We start from the raw sequence: 16,596 nt of genomic DNA on the forward strand, positions 1-16,596 counted from the left end.
GGAAACCCGAAGAATTCGCGAGGTTTCTGCATGAGCACTTCCGTCAGCCGGGCCACCGGCGCACCCGATTCGGCGGCGGACTCGCCGATGACGCACCCGCAGCGCATCCAGGCGCTCGTCGGTCTGCTTCTCGGGATGTTCGTCGCGTTCCTGTCGTCGACCATCGTCTCCAACGCGCTGCCGACCATCATCACCAGCCTGCACGGCACGCAGGACCAGTACACGTGGGTCGTCACGGCGACGCTGCTGGCGTCCACCGCGACCACCCCGATCTGGGGCAAGTTCTCCGACCTGGTCAGCAAGAAGCTGCTGGTCCAGCTCGCGCTCCTCATCTTCACCGCCGGGTCGGTGCTCGCCGGCCTGTCGCAGTCGGTCGGCATGCTCATCGCGTTCCGTGCGGTCCAGGGCCTGGGCCTGGGTGGCCTGCAGGCGCTGGTCGTCATCGTCATCGCGACGATGTTCAGCCCCCGCGAGCGCGGCCGCTACCAGGGTCCGATGGCCGGTGTCATGTCGATCGCGACGGTCGCCGGACCGCTGATCGGCGGCGTCATCGTCGACACCAGCTGGCTCGGGTGGCGCTGGACGTTCTTCGTCGGTGTCCCGCTCGCCGTCATCGCGCTGGTCGTCATCCAGCGGACGCTGAACCTGCCCGTCGTGCGTAAGAACGTCAGCATCGACTACCTCGGTGCGGTGCTCATCGCGTCCGGCGTGAGCACCCTGCTGATCTGGGTGACCCTGGCCGGCAAGAACTTCGACTGGGTGTCCGGTGTGTCGTTCGGTCTGGTCGCGCTCGGTGTTCTGCTGCTGGCGGCGGCGGTGTTCGCCGAGACCAAGGCCACGGATCCGATCATCCCGCTGCGCCTGTTCCGGGATCGCACCACCGCGCTGGCGACGCTCGCGAGCGTCGCGGTCGGTATCGCGCTCTTCGGCGGCTCGGTGTTCCTGGGCCAGTACTTCCAGATCGCGCGCGGCTACTCGCCGACCGCGGCCGGCCTGCTGACGCTCCCCATGGTCCTCGGCTCGATGGTGTCCTCCGCCGTGTCCGGCTCGCTGATCACCAAGTTCGGGCGCTGGAAGGGCTTCCTCGTCGGCGGCGCGATCATGATGACGGTCGGCTTCTTCCTGCTCTCGACGATCGACCACGAGACCGACATGGTCGTCCTGGGTTCGTTCCTGTTCGTGCTCGGTGTCGGCATGGGCATGACGATGCAGAACCTGGTGCTGGCGGTGCAGAACACGGTGAGCCCGGAGGATCTGGGGTCGGCCAGCTCGGTGGTGTCGTTCTTCCGTTCGCTCGGTGGCGCGGCCGGTGTCTCGGTGCTCGGTGCGGTGCTCTCGAGCCACGTCGCGGACCTGACGGTCAAGGGCCTGGCGGCCGCCGGCGTCGACATGAGCCAGGCCGGCGGCTCCGGTGCGGGCCTGTCGAATCTCGAGGAGCTGCCGGGTCCGATCGCGGACATCGTCCGCGGCGCCTACGGTGACGCGACCGCGCGGATCTTCCTGATCTCCGGCATCGTGTCGCTGCTGAGCCTCGTGGCGATCGCGCTGATCAAGGAGGTGGCGCTGCGCACGTTCAGCGCGGACGAGCAGCGCCGCGCCGAGGCTGCCGGTGAGGACGTCGACGCCGAACTGGCCGAGATCGTCCAGGGCGACCCGGTTCTCGTCGATCCCGTCCCGGCGGACTCGACGAACACCACACGCCGATAGCACGGCTCGACACACGCAGGACCGGGCGCCGTCGTCGACGGCGCCCGGTCCGAGTGTTTTCCCGGGCCTATTGTGGGCGCATGAGCAGCACCCGATGGCAGCGTGAACGATCCGCATCCGACTCCCAGGCGTACATCGAGCGGTTCGCTCGGCTCGCGGCCGAGGGAACGGATCTGCACGGCGAGGCGCGGGCGGTGGACGCGATGCTGCCGCGCGGTGCCCGCGTCCTCGACGCCGGTTGCGGCACAGGGCGCCTCGGGGCGGAGCTGGCCCGACGCGGTCACCGCGTCACCGCCGTCGACCTCGATCCGGTGCTGGTGGCGGAGGCCCGCAGGCATCCCGAACTGACGGTGCACGAGGCCGACCTGGCGACGCTCGACCTGCCGGGGGAGCGGTTCGACGCCGTCGTCGCGGCCGGCAACGTGATGATCTTCGTGGCGCGCGGCACCGAGCGGCAGATACTCGGACGCCTCGCCGATCACCTGGTGCCCGGGGGACTGCTCGTCACCGGGTTCGCCACCGACTACGAGTACACCGTCGACGAACTCGACACGGACCTCGCCGCGGTCGGGCTGGTGCGTGAGCACCGGTTCGCCACGTGGGACCTGCGGCCGTGGCAGGGCGGCGCGGGCTGGGCGGTCACGGTGGCGCGCAAGCCTGCCGATTAACCGACGTGTCGGTTTCGGTTACGGTCTCTGCCGACAACGCGTCGTCAGACCCGAGGGGGAACCTTGTCCGAACCGAACTACACCGCTCCGACGGCCGGTGGGCCGACCGAACCGTTCGGCGGATCCGCCGAGCAGTTCAGGGCGCCGACCGAGTCGTTCGGTGCGCAGCCGGGCTATCCGCAGCAGCCGTACCCGGGCGTGCCGCAGTACCCGGCCGGTCCCGCGCCGGCCCAGTACGGCGGACAGCCGCCGCTGCCGCCGTCGAACGCCGGCTGGGCCGTCGCGTCGATCCTCTTCTTCTGGCCGCTCGCGTTCGCCGCGTTCAACCACCTCCATTCCATCTTCCCGAAGTGGTCGATGGGGGACTACCAGGGCGCGCAGTACGCCTCGGAGCGGGTCGCGACGCTCGGCAAGATCGCTCTGGGCATCGGCGTGGCGGTGTTCGTGCTCGCGTTCTTCGGCTGGTTCGTGATGATTGCCGCGTTCACCGCGGCCATCGACGAGGCGACCAACACCACCACCTACGGCCGCTGACGCGTGGCGGTGGTCGGCCCCGGAGCGCGGCCGACCACCGCTATCGCGCCGTGACGCCGTAGAATCCCTATACCGTGAGCCTTACCCTCGGAATCGTCGGACTTCCCAACGTCGGCAAGTCGACCCTTTTCAACGCGCTGACCAAGAACGACGTGCTCGCCGCGAACTACCCGTTCGCCACGATCGAGCCCAACGTCGGCCTGGTGGAGCTGCCGGATCCGCGGCTGAACAAGCTCGCCGAGATCTTCGGTTCCGAGCGCCTCCTGCCCGCGACCGTGTCGTTCGTCGACATCGCCGGCATCGTCAAGGGCGCGTCAGAGGGTGCGGGCCTGGGCAACAAGTTCCTCGCCAACATCCGCGAGGCCGACGCCATCTGTCAGGTGGTTCGTGTCTTCGCCGATGACGACGTCGTGCACGTCGACGGCCGCGTCGATCCGGCGTCGGACATCGAGGTGATCGAGACCGAGCTCGTGATCGCCGACATGCAGACCCTCGAGAAGGCACTGCCGCGGCTCGAGAAGGACGCGAAGAAGAACAAGGAACTCAAGCCCCAGCACGAGGAGGCGCTGAAGGCGCAGGAGATCCTCAACGAGGGCAAGACCCTGTTCAGCGCCAAGGACAAACTGGACTTCGCGCTGCTGCGCGAGCTGCACCTGCTCACCACCAAGCCGTTCCTGTACGTCTTCAACGCCGACGAGGCCGTGCTCACCGACGAGGCCAAGGTCGCCGAGCTGCGCGCGTCCGTCGCGCCGGCCGACGCGGTGTTCCTCGACGCCAAGGTGGAGCACGAACTGCTCGAACTCGACGAGGACGACCGTCAGGAGATGCTCGACTCCATCGGCCAGTCCGAGCCCGGCCTGCACGCCCTCGCCCGCACCGGCTTCCACACCCTCGGCCTGCAGACCTACCTGACGGCCGGTCCGAAGGAAGCCCGCGCCTGGACCATCCACAAGGGCGACACCGCCCCGCAGGCCGCCGGCGTCATCCACACCGACTTCGAGCGCGGCTTCATCAAGGCCGAGATCGTCTCCTTCGACGACCTCGTCGAGGCCGGCTCCATGAACGCCGCCAAGGCCGCCGGCAAGGTGCGCATGGAGGGCAAGGAATACGTCATGCAGGACGGCGACGTCGTGGAGTTCCGCTTCAACGTCTAAAGGCCCTGTTCAGAGGCTTGATTGCACGCCTCGGTACGCAGTGAGTACGCAGTAGATTTCGTGGACGTCCGGAACAGGTCGTCCGCTGCCTTGCGTGTGCGGTCGTTCGCGTCCGGCCAGAGGTGCGAGTACGTCGAGAGGGTGACCGTTGCAGAGTGATGCCCGAGGGCACGCTGCACGGTCACCACATCGCACCCCGCCGCGATCAGGCCGGAGGCGTAGAAGTGTCGAAGGTCGTGCAACTTGAGCGTGTCCACGCCCGCGGCCTCTCGCGTCTTGCGCCACCGGTAGCCGACCGAGTTCTGGTGCCACGGGTGACCGTTCTCGCCGGGAAACAGCCATGCGGTTGGCGCGCCGCCGACGAACAGACTTGGGCAACTTCGCCGACACGGCGAATTTCCTTGCGTAGCTCGAGTAACCGACGACACCTACTACAAGCCGGAGCGGGAAGTCCTGGCTCCTCCAGGATGGCGTGCATCTTCTCGCCGATCGGCGAATAGAAGCGATCGACCAAGTCGATCGACATGATCTGAAATCCTGCACGTGCGAGGCTAACCCCCACGTCAATGAGGTCATTGGACCCTAGAAGGAGAGCGTGGCCACTATCCGACGAGAACGCTTCAGGTGCACGCTGTTTCGGGTTCGGCAAAATCGCCAGACCTTCAGACTCGCGCGATACGAGCTGAAGTACTGCCATTCGGATCCACCCCCTTCCCTCAGTGCACGGCAACCCAAGCGGGTGCCGTCGTCAGGAACGTCGATTGCAACACAACCATGTCCGTACGACAGCGAAAGGGGGTGGATTCAGGCCAACCTCTGACGGCTCTCGCGGCCCGTGCCCTGAACGTGAAACGCGGGTTCGTAGCGTGCGTAGGCGACCGTGCACCCTCCCGGACCGCGAGGGCCCCGACTTCCGGCTTGTATGGCGTGGCGGCAGGCGTTCGAACTGACGGGTCCGGTCGACTACGGAACGTCGACGGTTACGACGCCCGGCGTGACGAACAAGCTGCCGGTGTGTACGACGACGACAACAACGTGCCCGGTCCCGGTCGGCAGGACCGCTTCCGGGTATCCGTCCAAGCCGCCCGACATCCGGGTGGAGCCGGAGGCTCCGCTCGACAGGTTCAGCCAGCGCACTTCGGACAGTTGTAGGCACCCTGATCTGCCTTCCCGTCTGCGTTCCTCCGGACCGGCGATCGTCACCGTCCCAGGCTGTTCGCCGACCACGGCCACGCAGCGGACCGCGGGAAAATCGAAGCTGCCGTACGGGTTGATCTGGAACGGAACGGTGACCGCGGCGGATGCGACGGCCGCCGGCGCCAGAACCGCACCGGCCACGATCGCGGCGCAGGCGACCGATCGGCGAACGAAATCGATCACGACGACCTCCACGAACAGTCGGGGCCTTGCTGTCTCGCTGTCGAAGTTTGAACCTCAGCCCGGATAGCCGGGCGGGAAGCCGAGCTTCCAGAGTTCGTACGACAGGGTGATCAGCCACCCTCTCGTTTCATCGTTCAGGAACGGCACATAGAACCAGTCGAACATCGTCATCACCGACAAGCCTGTCGGAAATCAACCAGGCACGGATAGGTCGAGGCCAGCCATCGCAGGGTCTCGAACGGTAACGGTAGGAACCAGAAGGTGTCACCCATCGCCGTTCACCTCCAAAGTCAGTGCGGTGGGATGCCCCACAGCCAGAGCTGGTACCCGATGTCGTAGAACCACTTCGGCACGAAAATGCCGCCGAGTGGCGTGGGAGTGTTGTCGATCATGGTGACCTCTAAGGAGGCCAGCAACCCCGGATTTGCTGGCCCGCTGTCGTTCTGGTGTCAGTCGACCGGCACGCCGAGTAGCGAAAGAACGTAGGCGAGCGGTGCGAGGTTTCCCCAAAAAGCCCAAGCCGTTGCTCCCATTCAACTCACCTCCTCCTATGGGCAGTAGCCGCCCAACCAGCATGGGGCGTGCTGTGTAAGCCACTGTTGCCATTCAGGAGGGACTGGCCAGAACAGGAACCAGTTGTCCATCGTCGAGCACCTCCGGGACATCATTCCCGACCTACCTGGTCAGGCTAGACCTCGGAGGAGTCCGCGGCATGCACTGTTGCGCGCTGGTTATCGACGACGCGGCCCACTCTGGTCCGGAACGGTGCGGGCCGACGCTTCCCTCGTCGACCCGCACCGAGACCTACCAGCCGGCGTTCGAACCCCGGGGGCGCTTGTCAACACACACGGGATCCTTCGCCAGCGAGCGTCGGCGACGTTACCACTGCAATCGAACATGTGTGCGAAAATGGTGGGGTGCCGAGCTACAAGCGAGCACCCCTCTGCTGTCCGCGTGGGCATCAGCTCGGGCCTGACCGCGTCGTCGTCGGCTGGATGGCCTGCGGATGCACGGGTCGCGGCGGACACCGCACCTACGAGTGCCGCGAGTGCGGCGTGATCCTGTACGTGCCGGCGCACGACGGGCCGCTCGACTTCGGGGAGCGGTGGCGGCGGAAGTAGGGAACGGCGCCACGCATCTCCCTGCGCGCGACGCCGCCCAATACCCACGCGTCGTCGCTAAGGGGTCGTTCTCAGGCCGCCGTCCACAATGGGATCGTAGTCAGCCCCGTTGCCCCCACACCGAGATCATTCCCATCGCGAAATCAATGAAGGTCGGGTCGTCGAACAGGGCCATGCCTGTGTCGAACTCCTTGTTGTCGAGGCGGCCGGCAGCAATGATTGACTCTCGCATCTGGCTGCCGCCCACGCGATAGAACTCTGCCATCGGGCTGCCGCCACGAACGTGCGGCACGTGCACATCGGTACCGATGTGCACAAACCCGTGCTCGGCGAGCATCGCCGGATAGTTGCGGGCACAATTCACATCGGTACCCATCGACCGATGCATGGCGTCCCACACTGCCGCGAACAGCCTGCTGTAGAGGGTGTTCGGGGAGGTGGAGCTGAGCGGATCGATGGCTTCACTCAACACGAGCCAGCCACCCGGAGCCAACCACGTCATCGCACGGCGGATGACCTCTTCCCGCTCGGGTATGTGCATGAAAACCATGCGCGCGTGGATCACATCGAAACTGCCAGAAGGGAACTCCGCTGTGGTGATGTCCGCTTCCACTACCTCGAGGTTCTCGCGGGCATTCGGATCCAGGAACGCAGTGCTGCGATCGAGAGCGATGACGTGCCCCGAGGTAGCTCGGTCGGCGAGCGAAACGGCAACCGTACCGGTGCCCGCGCCGATGTCCAAGCACCGTGAGTCCGACCGAATCTGCAGCGCGTCGAGCCGCGCGAACGTGATCTCGTCGTATGTGTGGGTGAGTGCGTTCAAGCGATCGCGCTCACCGCTGCGCTCATGCCCGAACAGCTCGTCGCCGTACCGACCGTTGGACGTCCTCATCTGAACCATAGAACCCCGACCTCCATCGCCCAACACCCAGCGGGCGCATATGCGCAATTCTGACAAATCGACGATACGGTGCCACTCAGGTCAAACGACCATTCGACACGCTTCGATGTTGCGGATCAGCGAGCACCGCGGCAGTGCAGCCGAGCGCACTCGAACGGACCGAGCTCCCCTGGACCTGATCGAGTCCGACGGCGACACGACCGATGGCGCCGAATCCCTGTGGGGTTCTGCGCCATCGGTCGCTGTGGTCGAGCGAGTGCTAGTGCGTTTCGGGTCCGAGGTGGTACTCGAAGACCAGTCCGGCAGCGGCGGTGAGGACCAGCACCACTGCGATGACGATCATCCACGGCTGGAGGAAGGCAGGCCGAGAATTGAGGAACCCGCACGGGTTTTTCAGATCAGCGACCGCGTTCGCATCCGCCTCGATGTGCCGAACTGGATCAGTTCGGCGGCTGGTACCGCCCGTACAGGCCTTCGCCGTCGCCGTCGAGGTAGACCTCGTTCTCGTGGTCGGCGCCTGCTACCGAGACGAACAACCCGCACAAGGCGAGGCGTTCGGGTGGCGATGCCACTCAGGATCCAAACGATCCGAATCCGGCCGATCCGGTCGTGAGCGAACCCAGCGGGTTCGGATCGTTCACTGTGCTTCGCGGAACATCGACGCGGATCACAGGCTTCGAATGATCTACATTCACGCGATAGTCCGATCCCCACACGGTGAGCGGGTCGCCGTATCGGTTCCAGCAACTCCAGTAGACATCGAACTCGCCGCTACCGACATAGTCGAATGGGAAGCCCCAACTGATGTCGTCCTCTGGGTCGTACCGCCACGTGCCGGAGTCGAAGGCGATCTTCCGGTCGGGATCGCCAGCCTTTTCGCCGTAGATTCTACAGGTCAACGTATCGTTCGCCTGGCTGTCGATCTCAACGAGTAGATGTCCCGGTGAAGCTGTTGCCCTTGCGTTGCCAACCGCGTCGGCACTCCGATCGAGGGCGGCCGTCGCTGTTCCTGCGCCGCCGACTGCGATCCCGATTGCGGCCGCCGCCGCGATGATGGTTGTTCCGACCTTGCGCATTCTTCCGCTGTTCCCCTTGTTTCTAAATGCCCCCGATGCCCCGACGGGAGGTCTGATGGACATACGAAGTGGACACAGTAGACCAAACGGTCGCAGAATGAGCCGGTTCCCGTACCTCAACGCCAGTGCCGAAGATTCGCTGGACACCTTGGTTTATCGAGAGTAGAGAGGGCTGAGTGGAACCTGGTCAGTCGTGGGCATATCGTGCGCGTCGGATTGACGATCTCGTCGAGGTAGTCGTTGTGCGTCATGGAACCCAGAAGCCGCCTCGGGTGTTGGTGCGGTTCGCGGACGAGCAGTTCGAGGGCCGCGAGGAGTGGGTCCCACCCGCGCGACTGAAAGTGCTTTGGTCAGAGGTCGGGGAGTACCAGGCACGTGAAGGGCGTTGGGCCGCGATTCATGCCGCCGGAATCGATGGCGACGATCCGAGAGCCGGTGCGGCGGAGCGAGTTCTCGAATTGACGCTCGACGATGAAGCTGTCGAGATGGGTTACCGCGAGGGAGGCTCGGTACGTCTAGGTGATCCATCGCGATTGGCTGCGGCGATCGGTCTTGATCTCGATCGCTTGATCGGACATCCACTGTGCTTCATCGAGGACAACGTCACGATTGCGCCGTGGGCGGTCACCGAGCTGATCGTCACGACAATTGCTAGTCGGACGCCCGAGCCGATTCTTCAGTTCATCGCCGCCGAGGAGCGGCGCGCGCGGTATGAAGCGATCCACGGACGCTGGTGGGGTCCTGTGCGGGGTCCGCGTGACTACATGGAGCCGGAGCGGTGCATCGAGTTCGACGACACCTACTACAAGCCGGAGCGGGAAGTCCTGCGGCAGTGGTGCGGGGAAGAGGCCGGCGAATGGTTCGACGAGTTACTCGAGCTACGCAAGGAAATTCGCCGTGTCGGCGAAGTTGCCCAAGGTGCGATCGATGCGCTCATCACCGTAGGCGCCAAAGACGTCGCCGCCGACCTTACTCGGTCGCTGGGGACGACGGTTGAGATGCTGCGAGTCGAGGAAACGCGCGACTAGTCAGGTGGATGCCATGGGCTCATACCCCTCGGCATAAAGGGCGCGAAATCGGATGGAAAGACGTCGCTTGGCGTTTCGAAAGCGAGTTCCTGGGGCTGGCATAGCGGGTCAATCCGATCAGCCTCCGCTCGCGCCCAGTGAGCCCACTCTGCGATACTGTCGGCGCGCGTGGAATCCTCACTTGCTGCCGCAACTGAATCGAGTTGTGCGCAGTACATACGAATCGCCTGGGCCTCGGCAGATCGTGAGATCTGGTCCCGCAATCTCTCCCGGTTAACTTGCTCGGTGTAGGCCCGTTTGGCGCGGGGAACCGCTTCATGCCATCGGTCTAGCCGGTTCCGTCGTTGAGCCTCCCTTCGGATCCGAGCTTCCACTTCTGCGGCGGCTCGGTCGGCTACTGCAGCGACTACATGCGGGAGTCTTTGTTCCAGCGTCCACCTTTTCCGATCGGCCCAAAACTGGACCATCCGTCCCTCACCAAGCTCCAGCCTCAATCGGCCGGAACGCACCTTCTGCATCGTGACGGGGATGCGCTGCCAGTCGTACTTCGCCTTCCCGAGCGCCTCCGGGTCGGGTGCTTCGCCTCGGTCCCACTCTTCGGCAATTGTGACTGCAAAGCTGTCGTCGCCAACCGCGATCTCGAACGACGGTTGGCGCTCGCCCCTGAGGCTGACACTGTACCCACGGCGTGAGCATTCTTCGATGATTGCCTGTGTAATCAACAGTGCGCGCGGCCGCACCTGGTCGGAGACGTCCAGTAGTTTTGGGTCCCGCGATAGCTCACGAACCACGTCGTGTTCGGTCGATCGCCTTACTGGCATAGGCACTTGCGGAAGCGGCTCCGGTTTGGAAGGGCTCTCGCTCTCGGGCACGAGCCGTATATGCAAGGCGCCCTTGTCGCGGCCGCGGTGCCGCAACACAAAGCCATCGGGTAGGGCACCCGTCGTTATAGCTCTACTGATCGCTCGTCGGTATGCTGCTCGCAGCTCTGGCGGCGGATCGGCAATTGCAATTTGGCCGTCAGAGTCGGCGAGTTGCTGAAGCAGCGACTCCACAGATATAACCAGCCCCTGCGGTCGTGGTGTTGTCGCTTCCACTGCCCGGTGCTGGCTACGCCGCTTCGTAACTGCGCCTTCTGGTGCGGCGGGGTAGTCGCCGTGCTCTAGGTAATGCCGGCCGGCATCGGTGATAGCCGTGGACCAAGCGTGCCGGCGGCGGTCGACATTCACCAACCCTCGGTTGGCCAGCGCGTAGACCGTGAGTTTGTAGGTTGTGCCATCCCGCCGAGCTGGACAGCCGTCAGACACCCACTGCAAGATCTCTCGCTGGCGCTCGGACAGCGGGGCGAACCGTCTAGGCATGCATTCAGGATGCCCTACGCCGCAGCCAGTTGAATCCACGCTGCGCCGGTACGCAGTGGGTACGCAGCAGCCTCGGCAGCCGTCGGTACTCCTCGGTCGAGAATCTGCGGTTTTCGCAGGTAGCAACGCTCTTGTTGATGCTCCTCGTTAGTCCTCAATTCCCAGGATTGAGTTCCGCTTCAACGTCTGAGTTTGTTCGCGAGTCCATGTGAATGGCCCCTCGCTTGTGCGCCGCGGTGCGGCGTCCCCACGTCGTCGGTAACAATCTGCGACACCTGTGGCCGAAGCTGCACGCGGTGCGCCTGCTGTGATGAATGCTGCAGGGATGACCCTCGCCAAGCGAAGCTGCTCCGCCCTCTGGGTGGTGATGCTGTGTGTCGCAGGCTTGTTGGTCGCGGCCTCGGGGAGCAGTGGGGCCACACCGTCGCCGGGTTGGCGATACACGTTGGTGGCGTTCAGCAATACCAGCGATCGCGACATGGATGTGTTCGAGTCGGGGGACGGCACCCAGTTTCAACCGGTACAACCGTCGGCGTTCCGGCCGCCGTCGGGACTTGTACGGGATCCGAGCATCTTCCGGCACACGGACGGGTTGTACTACATCACGTACACCACCGGCGGCGGGGCGAGTATCGGCTTCGCGCGCAGCAGTGACCGCGTCAACTGGACGCACATGGGCAACCTTCCGGTCCCGTTCTGCTGCGCCTTGATGCCGGGGACGGGGGACGGCACGGGTTCGGCGAGTCTGCAGGGCTCCTCGGACTTCGTGGGCTCCTCGGGGTCGGCGGGCTCGGCCGACGGGCCGTCGCTGTCGCCGTTCGTCACCAAGGCATGGGCCCCCGAATGGTTCGTGGACGGCGACCGCGTCAACGTCATCCTGTCGATGTCGACCGGTGGGGGATTCGTGCCGTATCTGATGACGGCGCTGGAGCCGTCGCTTCGGCAGTGGAGCCTGCCCGTTCCGCTTGCCGGCATCGGAGCCGACCACATCGACACCACCGTGGTCAAGGTCGGATCGACCTATCATGCGTTCATCAAGAACGAGACGAAGAAGGTCATCGAGCATGCGGTCGCCCCATCGGTGACCGGTCCCTATTCCTTCGTCCCGACTGGAAACTGGGGCACACAGGTGGAGGGCCCGGCCGTTGTCCAGCTGCCGAACGGTGCCTGGCGGATATATCTCGACGCCTACGCCGAAGGAAAGTACCTCTACTCCGACAGCACTGACGGGCTGAGTACGTGGTCGCCGGTGCAAGAGCTTCCGGGTCTTTCCGGGAAGATGCGCCACTTCGGTGTGATGCGAGAGCCGGCGTGACAACGCCAGCCGAGCGGCAAACCAGCAGGTGAACGGTCAATCCGCTCACCCCGACAATTCACCCCGCAAAAGGACCCGATACGTCTGGTCTGCCGTCTACTGTCTCCGGGACCCAACCATGGAATCCCAGGGGGAAACGGAATGCGTAAGTCCATCGCTGCCGGTGTCGTAGCGGCAGCATCGGTAGGAACCATCCTCGGCGGCACCGGGATCGCCTCCGCGGCGTCCAAGACCATCCCCGAAGGGACGGGCTTCTACCGCGTGAACACCGACATCCGACCCGGCATCTACTCGACGCAGGGCGCCATCGTCGGCGGGGACCAGGTCTGCAGCTGGATGCGTGGAGACCTCAAGTCGCTTCAGGTGAAGCCGATCGCGTTCGGCGAGGGCAAGGGTCCGACCACGGTGAAGATCGAAGACACCGATGACGTGTTCATCACCGCCGGGTGCAGCGGGTGGACGCTCGACAAGCCGCAGCACGAGGGCTTCCTCTCGTCCGGATCCCTGTCCGGCTCGCTCGACTTCAGTTCTGTGACAGACACTCTGGTCAGTTCTCTCGAGCTCGGTTCTGCGGCCGGAGCGGTCGGCGGCTCCCTCGCCACCGGGTCCCTCATCAAGGGATTGTCCCAGAACGGATCGGCCGGCTCCTGACCTCCTCGGAGCAGCGGAGCGTGCGTGCCCCAACCGGTGTCGGTTGGGGCACGTTGCTTTGGGGACAAGGAGCGGGCAGGTCGGCGGGACACACCGACGTCGTGCCCGCGCCCGCGTGAGGCCGCTCAGCGTCCCGAGACTGGTGCCTCGCTCAACGTCCGGCGGGTGCCGAACCGGCGCGGCGTTCCCGACAGTGGATCGGTGAATTCCAGTTCCCGTGAGAGCAATTGGAGTGGGAGGGAGTGATCGTCCGGCGCCTCGGGCAGCAGGTCGGGATACCAGCTGTCGCCCAGGATCCCGGCGCCGAGTGCCGCCAGATGCACCCGCAACTGGTGCATGCGTCCGGTGTGTGGACGCAGGATCGTGTGCAGCACGGCGCGTCCGGAGGCGCTCACGCCGGTGCCACGCACCTCGATCATCGTCTCGGAGTTGGGCTCGCGGGAGTCGTCGACGACGACCCGCAACTCGCCGCGCCGCGCCTCGATGTGGTTGCGGTAGACGACGGGAACAGCGCGCCCGGCCAGCGCCGGTGCGTCCGGGTCCCACCCGGGCGGTAGCGCCGACACCGCCTCGTAGACCTTGGTGACCCGCCGCTTCTCGAACAGCGACTGATATGCGCCGCGCGTCGCGGGACGGGTCGAGAACATCACCAGGCCGGCGGTCGCGCGGTCGAGTCGATGGATCGGTGTCAGGTCCGGGTTGTCGAGGCGGGTCCGCAATCGGACGAGAGCGGACTCGCGCAGGTAGCGCCCGCCCGGGGTGGTCGGGAGGAAGTGCGGCTTGTCGATCACGACGAGGTCGTCGTCGACGTGCAGGATCTCCTCGCGGAACGGCACCGGATCCTCCGCCGGCAGGTCGCGGTAGTACCAGATGAACACATGCGCGCCCAGCGCCGTATCGCGACCGATCGGTCGGCTGTCGGCGCCCACGATCTCACCGGCGTCGAACCGGCGGTACAGGTCGTTGGCGTCCAGGTGGTCGAACCGTGCGACGACGTACTCGGCGATCGTCGTCCACGGCCCGGACGTCGGTACCCGCAGCCGCGTCGGCCCGACCCCTTCCTTGACGGGCAGCGGTGAGGGCATCGGCATGTGCACCATCATCCCACCGGCTTACGGCGGCGACGCGGGCGGCGTCGAGGAGGGAACGGAGTTGAGCCGGTGGTCTCGCCGACGCAACGGAACCCGCAGTGGCGCAGTCTGTTCGACCGCTCCGCTGCGGGTTCCGTTGGCGTCTCGCGTCGGGTCAGGAACCGAGCGAGCCGGTGTCGAGCGATCCGGCGCCGAGCGAGCCGGTGCTAACGGAGCCGGTGTCGAGCGATCCGGCGCCGAGGGAGCCGAAGACGTCGAGCGATCCGAGCGAGCCGGTCGTGCCCGCGGCGGGCTCCGGATCGTTCTTGGCGAAGTTCGTCGTGCAGCCGTTGAACTTCACCTCATCGACCAGCGTCGAGGTGGCCGCAGCTCCGGTTCCGACGCTCACGCCGTAGTGGTCGACGACCGCGTCCGGGTTGGCTTTGGCGACGTCGGCGAGGTCGACGAGCTCGCCCTTCTTGGCGCCGGCAATGTTCGAGGTGCTCCACCACTTGCCGTCCTGCAGGTTGGCATGGACGCCGCCGTTGGCGGTGTCCGCCGCGTCGGCGTCCGGAACCCACACGAGCGTCGTGAAGCCGCTGTCCGGGAAGCGCGTGTTGTCCTTCGTGCCGGTCAGTCGTAGCTGGAACGCGGCCGTCGGATGCTCGGCGCGCTCCGAGAAGCCGATCTCCTCCGTGATGGCATCGGACAGCTTGATGCCGCCGGCCGAGTGGTAGCTCACGGACCTGTCCGTGCTGTCCACGACTTCGAGCCGGAGCGAGCCGTCGTCGTCGAGAACGGAGACGTCGGTGTAGTAGGCGATCTCCTCCTTCTCATCCTCGAACGGGATGCCCCATCCGTTGGGAGTGGCTTCGGTCGACAGCTCGGCGCAGGTGAATGCCTCCGGGCCGTCGCTGGATCCGCTGGAACCGCTGGAACCGCTCGAACCGCTCGAACCGAGCGAGCTGGTCGATACTTCGCTCGAGCCGAGCGAGCCGAGCGAACCGGTCGGCGCGGCGCCGGCCAGTGCAGGGACGACGAGCGCGGCAGCGCTGACGATGGCCGCAGCGGAGCCGATCCGGAATGCGTTCTTGGACATACTCTTCACTCACCTCATTGGGAGTAGTGGACATGGTTCGACGCCCCATGCGGGTGTCGATGCCCGACTGGGATGTCGTTCGAGTCGATGAATCGCCGGCATGCAGTTCCCGGCGCAACCCCCCTGTAGCCCCCCGCAGGCACAGGCGCCGCTCTCTGTTCTGGTCGTTGAACTTTTGAGCGACTCCAGTGACAGTAGACAATCGAGCGGCAGGAATCAATACGACTGGGCGGTTTGTTTTTGCAGCGTCACCGCCGACGACGTCGACGTCGCGACCAGCCGCAGCTTCGGGGCGCGTTCCGGCGCACCACCCAGGTACTCCGGCGCGTGTGCGCCTGAGAATGCGGCTCTGCTCACGTACTCGAAACATGTTCCTGCGCCCGCGAAGTAAACCCCAGTTTCGCCAAGACGTGTTCGACGTGCCCATCTACCGTGCGTTGCGAAAGTACAGTCGGGCTGCGATCGCTTGTTCGTCAGGCCCTGATCGCCAACCGGCAGCCCGTCCGGCGGGCGCAGATCTGGGCGACGACGCCCCGGTTCTCGTCGGTGAGTTCGAAGCTGGGCACCGCGGAGGAGGCGCGTTCGACCCTGATCACCGATTCGCCGCCGATGCCCCGGGTGCGTCGCGGCTGGTGGGGGGATGCGCAGACTCGGGCACCTTGTCAGCAGCATCTGCGCCAGGTCTGCGACGGCCGTGATCATGTGCTCGCAGCGTCACCAGACGAGCGGCCGACAGCGAATCGCGCACCTGCGCCAGTACGGTGCGGCGCCCCACGAAGCCCGTCAGCTCCGCCGGGAGATTTCCCTGGCGTGACAGCTGGGTTGAGTGGTGATGCGCAGGAACTGTGCGACCAGTTGCTCGCCGTCGTAGCGCTCGAACGCGGCGTGGCCGGTGAGCGCGCAGAACAGGGTGGCACCGAGCCCGTACACGTCGGCGGCGGGCGTGGGGGGTGACCGTCGAGCACCTCGGGTGCGGTGAATGCGGGCGAGCCGGCGAAGATGCCGGTGGCAGTCTGGAAGCCGCCCGAGACTTGTAGAGGTAGAGGCGGGGGTGAGCTTGTGGCTCAGCTGACCGACGACGCGTCGCGGGACTTCCACCACGACCAGAGGGCGGTCACGATGATCGCGCCGGCGAAGGAGCCGATGATGCCGCTCGGTCGGAACGCGAGGCCGTCTCCGGCGAGCAGGCTGATGAGCAGGCCGCCGACGAACGACCCGATGACACCCGCGGCGCACGCGAGGCCCCAGTCGATACCGGCCTTGGACTTGCCGACGACGAGCTGGGCGACGGCGCCGACGAGCAACCCGAACAGGATCATCCCGATGATCAGCATGGCGGGAGTATAGGCAGCACACTCCCGCGAGATCCCTGATTTGCCGGTCGGACACGCTGATTCGTGCCGCAAAAGATCGGATCGAACTCGGGTGATCCGAACTCTTGAACGCCGTGCCCAGGCGCGGTCCCGGCAGGGGATGCGCGTCCGGAACTCCGTTGACGGTGGCGGCTGTGGCGCCCACGATTCCGGCATGA

The 16,596-nt window shown here is 65.5% G+C and carries 19 protein-coding genes; 8 read left to right on the forward strand and 11 right to left on the reverse strand.

What is annotated here, in order from left to right:
- Positions 1-30 precede the first annotated feature (30 nt).
- The 4 genes from ABTV10_RS07070 (at position 31) to ychF (ending at position 4,063) form a co-directional block, all read left to right on the forward strand.
- Positions 31-1,707 (forward strand): MDR family MFS transporter, encoded by a 1,677-nt coding sequence (locus ABTV10_RS07070; RefSeq protein WP_499033515.1) that lies wholly within the window; start codon positions 31-33, stop codon positions 1,705-1,707.
- Between the two features lie 80 nt (positions 1,708-1,787).
- A complete protein-coding gene (locus ABTV10_RS07075) occupies positions 1,788-2,375 on the forward strand; it encodes a class I SAM-dependent methyltransferase (protein WP_499033517.1) in 588 nt (195 codons plus the stop codon).
- A gap of 63 nt (positions 2,376-2,438) precedes the next feature.
- Positions 2,439-2,909, forward strand: a complete 471-nt coding sequence (locus ABTV10_RS07080) for a CD225/dispanin family protein (RefSeq protein ID WP_499033519.1) — start codon at positions 2,439-2,441, stop codon at positions 2,907-2,909.
- A gap of 74 nt (positions 2,910-2,983) precedes the next feature.
- Positions 2,984-4,063 carry a redox-regulated ATPase YchF gene (gene ychF, locus ABTV10_RS07085; RefSeq protein ID WP_499033521.1) on the forward strand — a complete coding sequence of 360 codons (1,080 nt, stop codon included), beginning with the start codon at positions 2,984-2,986 and terminating at the stop codon, positions 4,061-4,063.
- Here ychF and ABTV10_RS07090 read toward each other — a convergent pair.
- Positions 4,060-4,491 (reverse strand): tyrosine-type recombinase/integrase, encoded by a 432-nt coding sequence (locus ABTV10_RS07090; RefSeq protein WP_499033523.1) that lies wholly within the window; start codon positions 4,489-4,491, stop codon positions 4,060-4,062. The two genes, ychF and ABTV10_RS07090, sit on opposite strands and share 4 nt — an antisense overlap.
- A 535-nt stretch (positions 4,492-5,026) precedes the next feature.
- Entirely contained in the window at positions 5,027-5,443 is a 417-nt protein-coding gene (locus ABTV10_RS07095) for a hypothetical protein (protein WP_499033524.1), read from the reverse strand.
- 917 nt (positions 5,444-6,360) lie between these two features.
- Here ABTV10_RS07095 and ABTV10_RS07100 point away from each other — a divergent pair.
- Positions 6,361-6,564 (forward strand): hypothetical protein, encoded by a 204-nt coding sequence (locus tag ABTV10_RS07100; protein ID WP_499033526.1) that lies wholly within the window; start codon positions 6,361-6,363, stop codon positions 6,562-6,564.
- 100 nt (positions 6,565-6,664) lie between these two features.
- Here the strand turns inward: ABTV10_RS07100 and ABTV10_RS07105 are convergent, their stop codons facing one another.
- From ABTV10_RS07105 to ABTV10_RS07120, 4 genes are all read right to left on the reverse strand, one after another.
- Positions 6,665-7,387 carry a class I SAM-dependent methyltransferase gene (locus tag ABTV10_RS07105; protein ID WP_499033528.1) on the reverse strand — a complete coding sequence of 241 codons (723 nt, stop codon included), beginning with the start codon at positions 7,385-7,387 and terminating at the stop codon, positions 6,665-6,667.
- Between the two features lie 337 nt (positions 7,388-7,724).
- Positions 7,725-7,892, reverse strand: coding sequence for an aa3-type cytochrome oxidase subunit IV (gene ctaF, locus ABTV10_RS07110; protein ID WP_499035150.1), 168 nt, complete (start codon positions 7,890-7,892; stop codon positions 7,725-7,727).
- 13 nt (positions 7,893-7,905) lie between these two features.
- Positions 7,906-8,037, reverse strand: coding sequence for a hypothetical protein (locus ABTV10_RS07115; RefSeq protein WP_499033529.1), 132 nt, complete (start codon positions 8,035-8,037; stop codon positions 7,906-7,908).
- Positions 8,038-8,541 carry a hypothetical protein gene (locus ABTV10_RS07120; protein WP_499033531.1) on the reverse strand — a complete coding sequence of 168 codons (504 nt, stop codon included), beginning with the start codon at positions 8,539-8,541 and terminating at the stop codon, positions 8,038-8,040. It lies immediately after the preceding gene.
- Between the two features lie 242 nt (positions 8,542-8,783).
- Here ABTV10_RS07120 and ABTV10_RS07125 point away from each other — a divergent pair, with 242 nt between their 5' ends.
- From ABTV10_RS07125 to ABTV10_RS07135, 3 genes are all read left to right on the forward strand, one after another.
- A complete protein-coding gene (locus ABTV10_RS07125; protein WP_499033533.1) occupies positions 8,784-9,569 on the forward strand; it encodes a hypothetical protein in 786 nt (261 codons plus the stop codon).
- 1,686 nt (positions 9,570-11,255) lie between these two features.
- Positions 11,256-12,245, forward strand: a complete 990-nt coding sequence (locus ABTV10_RS07130; RefSeq protein WP_499033535.1) for a hypothetical protein — start codon at positions 11,256-11,258, stop codon at positions 12,243-12,245.
- Between the two features lie 141 nt (positions 12,246-12,386).
- Positions 12,387-12,896, forward strand: coding sequence for an Rv1352/Rv1906c domain-containing protein (locus ABTV10_RS07135; protein WP_499033536.1), 510 nt, complete (start codon positions 12,387-12,389; stop codon positions 12,894-12,896).
- 125 nt (positions 12,897-13,021) lie between these two features.
- Here ABTV10_RS07135 and ABTV10_RS07140 read toward each other — a convergent pair whose 3' ends face one another.
- From ABTV10_RS07140 to ABTV10_RS07160, 5 genes are all read right to left on the reverse strand, one after another.
- Positions 13,022-13,987 carry a pseudouridine synthase gene (locus ABTV10_RS07140; protein WP_499033538.1) on the reverse strand — a complete coding sequence of 322 codons (966 nt, stop codon included), beginning with the start codon at positions 13,985-13,987 and terminating at the stop codon, positions 13,022-13,024.
- 154 nt (positions 13,988-14,141) lie between these two features.
- On the reverse strand, positions 14,142-15,065 hold the full coding sequence (locus ABTV10_RS07145) for a hypothetical protein (protein WP_499033541.1): 924 nt from the start codon (positions 15,063-15,065) through the stop codon (positions 14,142-14,144).
- A gap of 473 nt (positions 15,066-15,538) precedes the next feature.
- Positions 15,539-15,661 carry a hypothetical protein gene (locus ABTV10_RS07150; RefSeq protein WP_499033542.1) on the reverse strand — a complete coding sequence of 41 codons (123 nt, stop codon included), beginning with the start codon at positions 15,659-15,661 and terminating at the stop codon, positions 15,539-15,541.
- 187 nt (positions 15,662-15,848) lie between these two features.
- Positions 15,849-15,995 carry a hypothetical protein gene (locus tag ABTV10_RS07155; protein WP_499033543.1) on the reverse strand — a complete coding sequence of 49 codons (147 nt, stop codon included), beginning with the start codon at positions 15,993-15,995 and terminating at the stop codon, positions 15,849-15,851.
- A 134-nt stretch (positions 15,996-16,129) separates the two neighbouring features.
- A complete protein-coding gene (locus ABTV10_RS07160; protein ID WP_499033544.1) occupies positions 16,130-16,399 on the reverse strand; it encodes a GlsB/YeaQ/YmgE family stress response membrane protein in 270 nt (89 codons plus the stop codon).
- Positions 16,400-16,596 lie beyond the last annotated feature (197 nt).

The organism is Paraburkholderia sp. RHO2 (assembly GCF_050955445.1).
Lineage (GTDB): Bacteria > Actinomycetota > Actinomycetes > Mycobacteriales > Mycobacteriaceae > Prescottella > Prescottella agglutinans_A.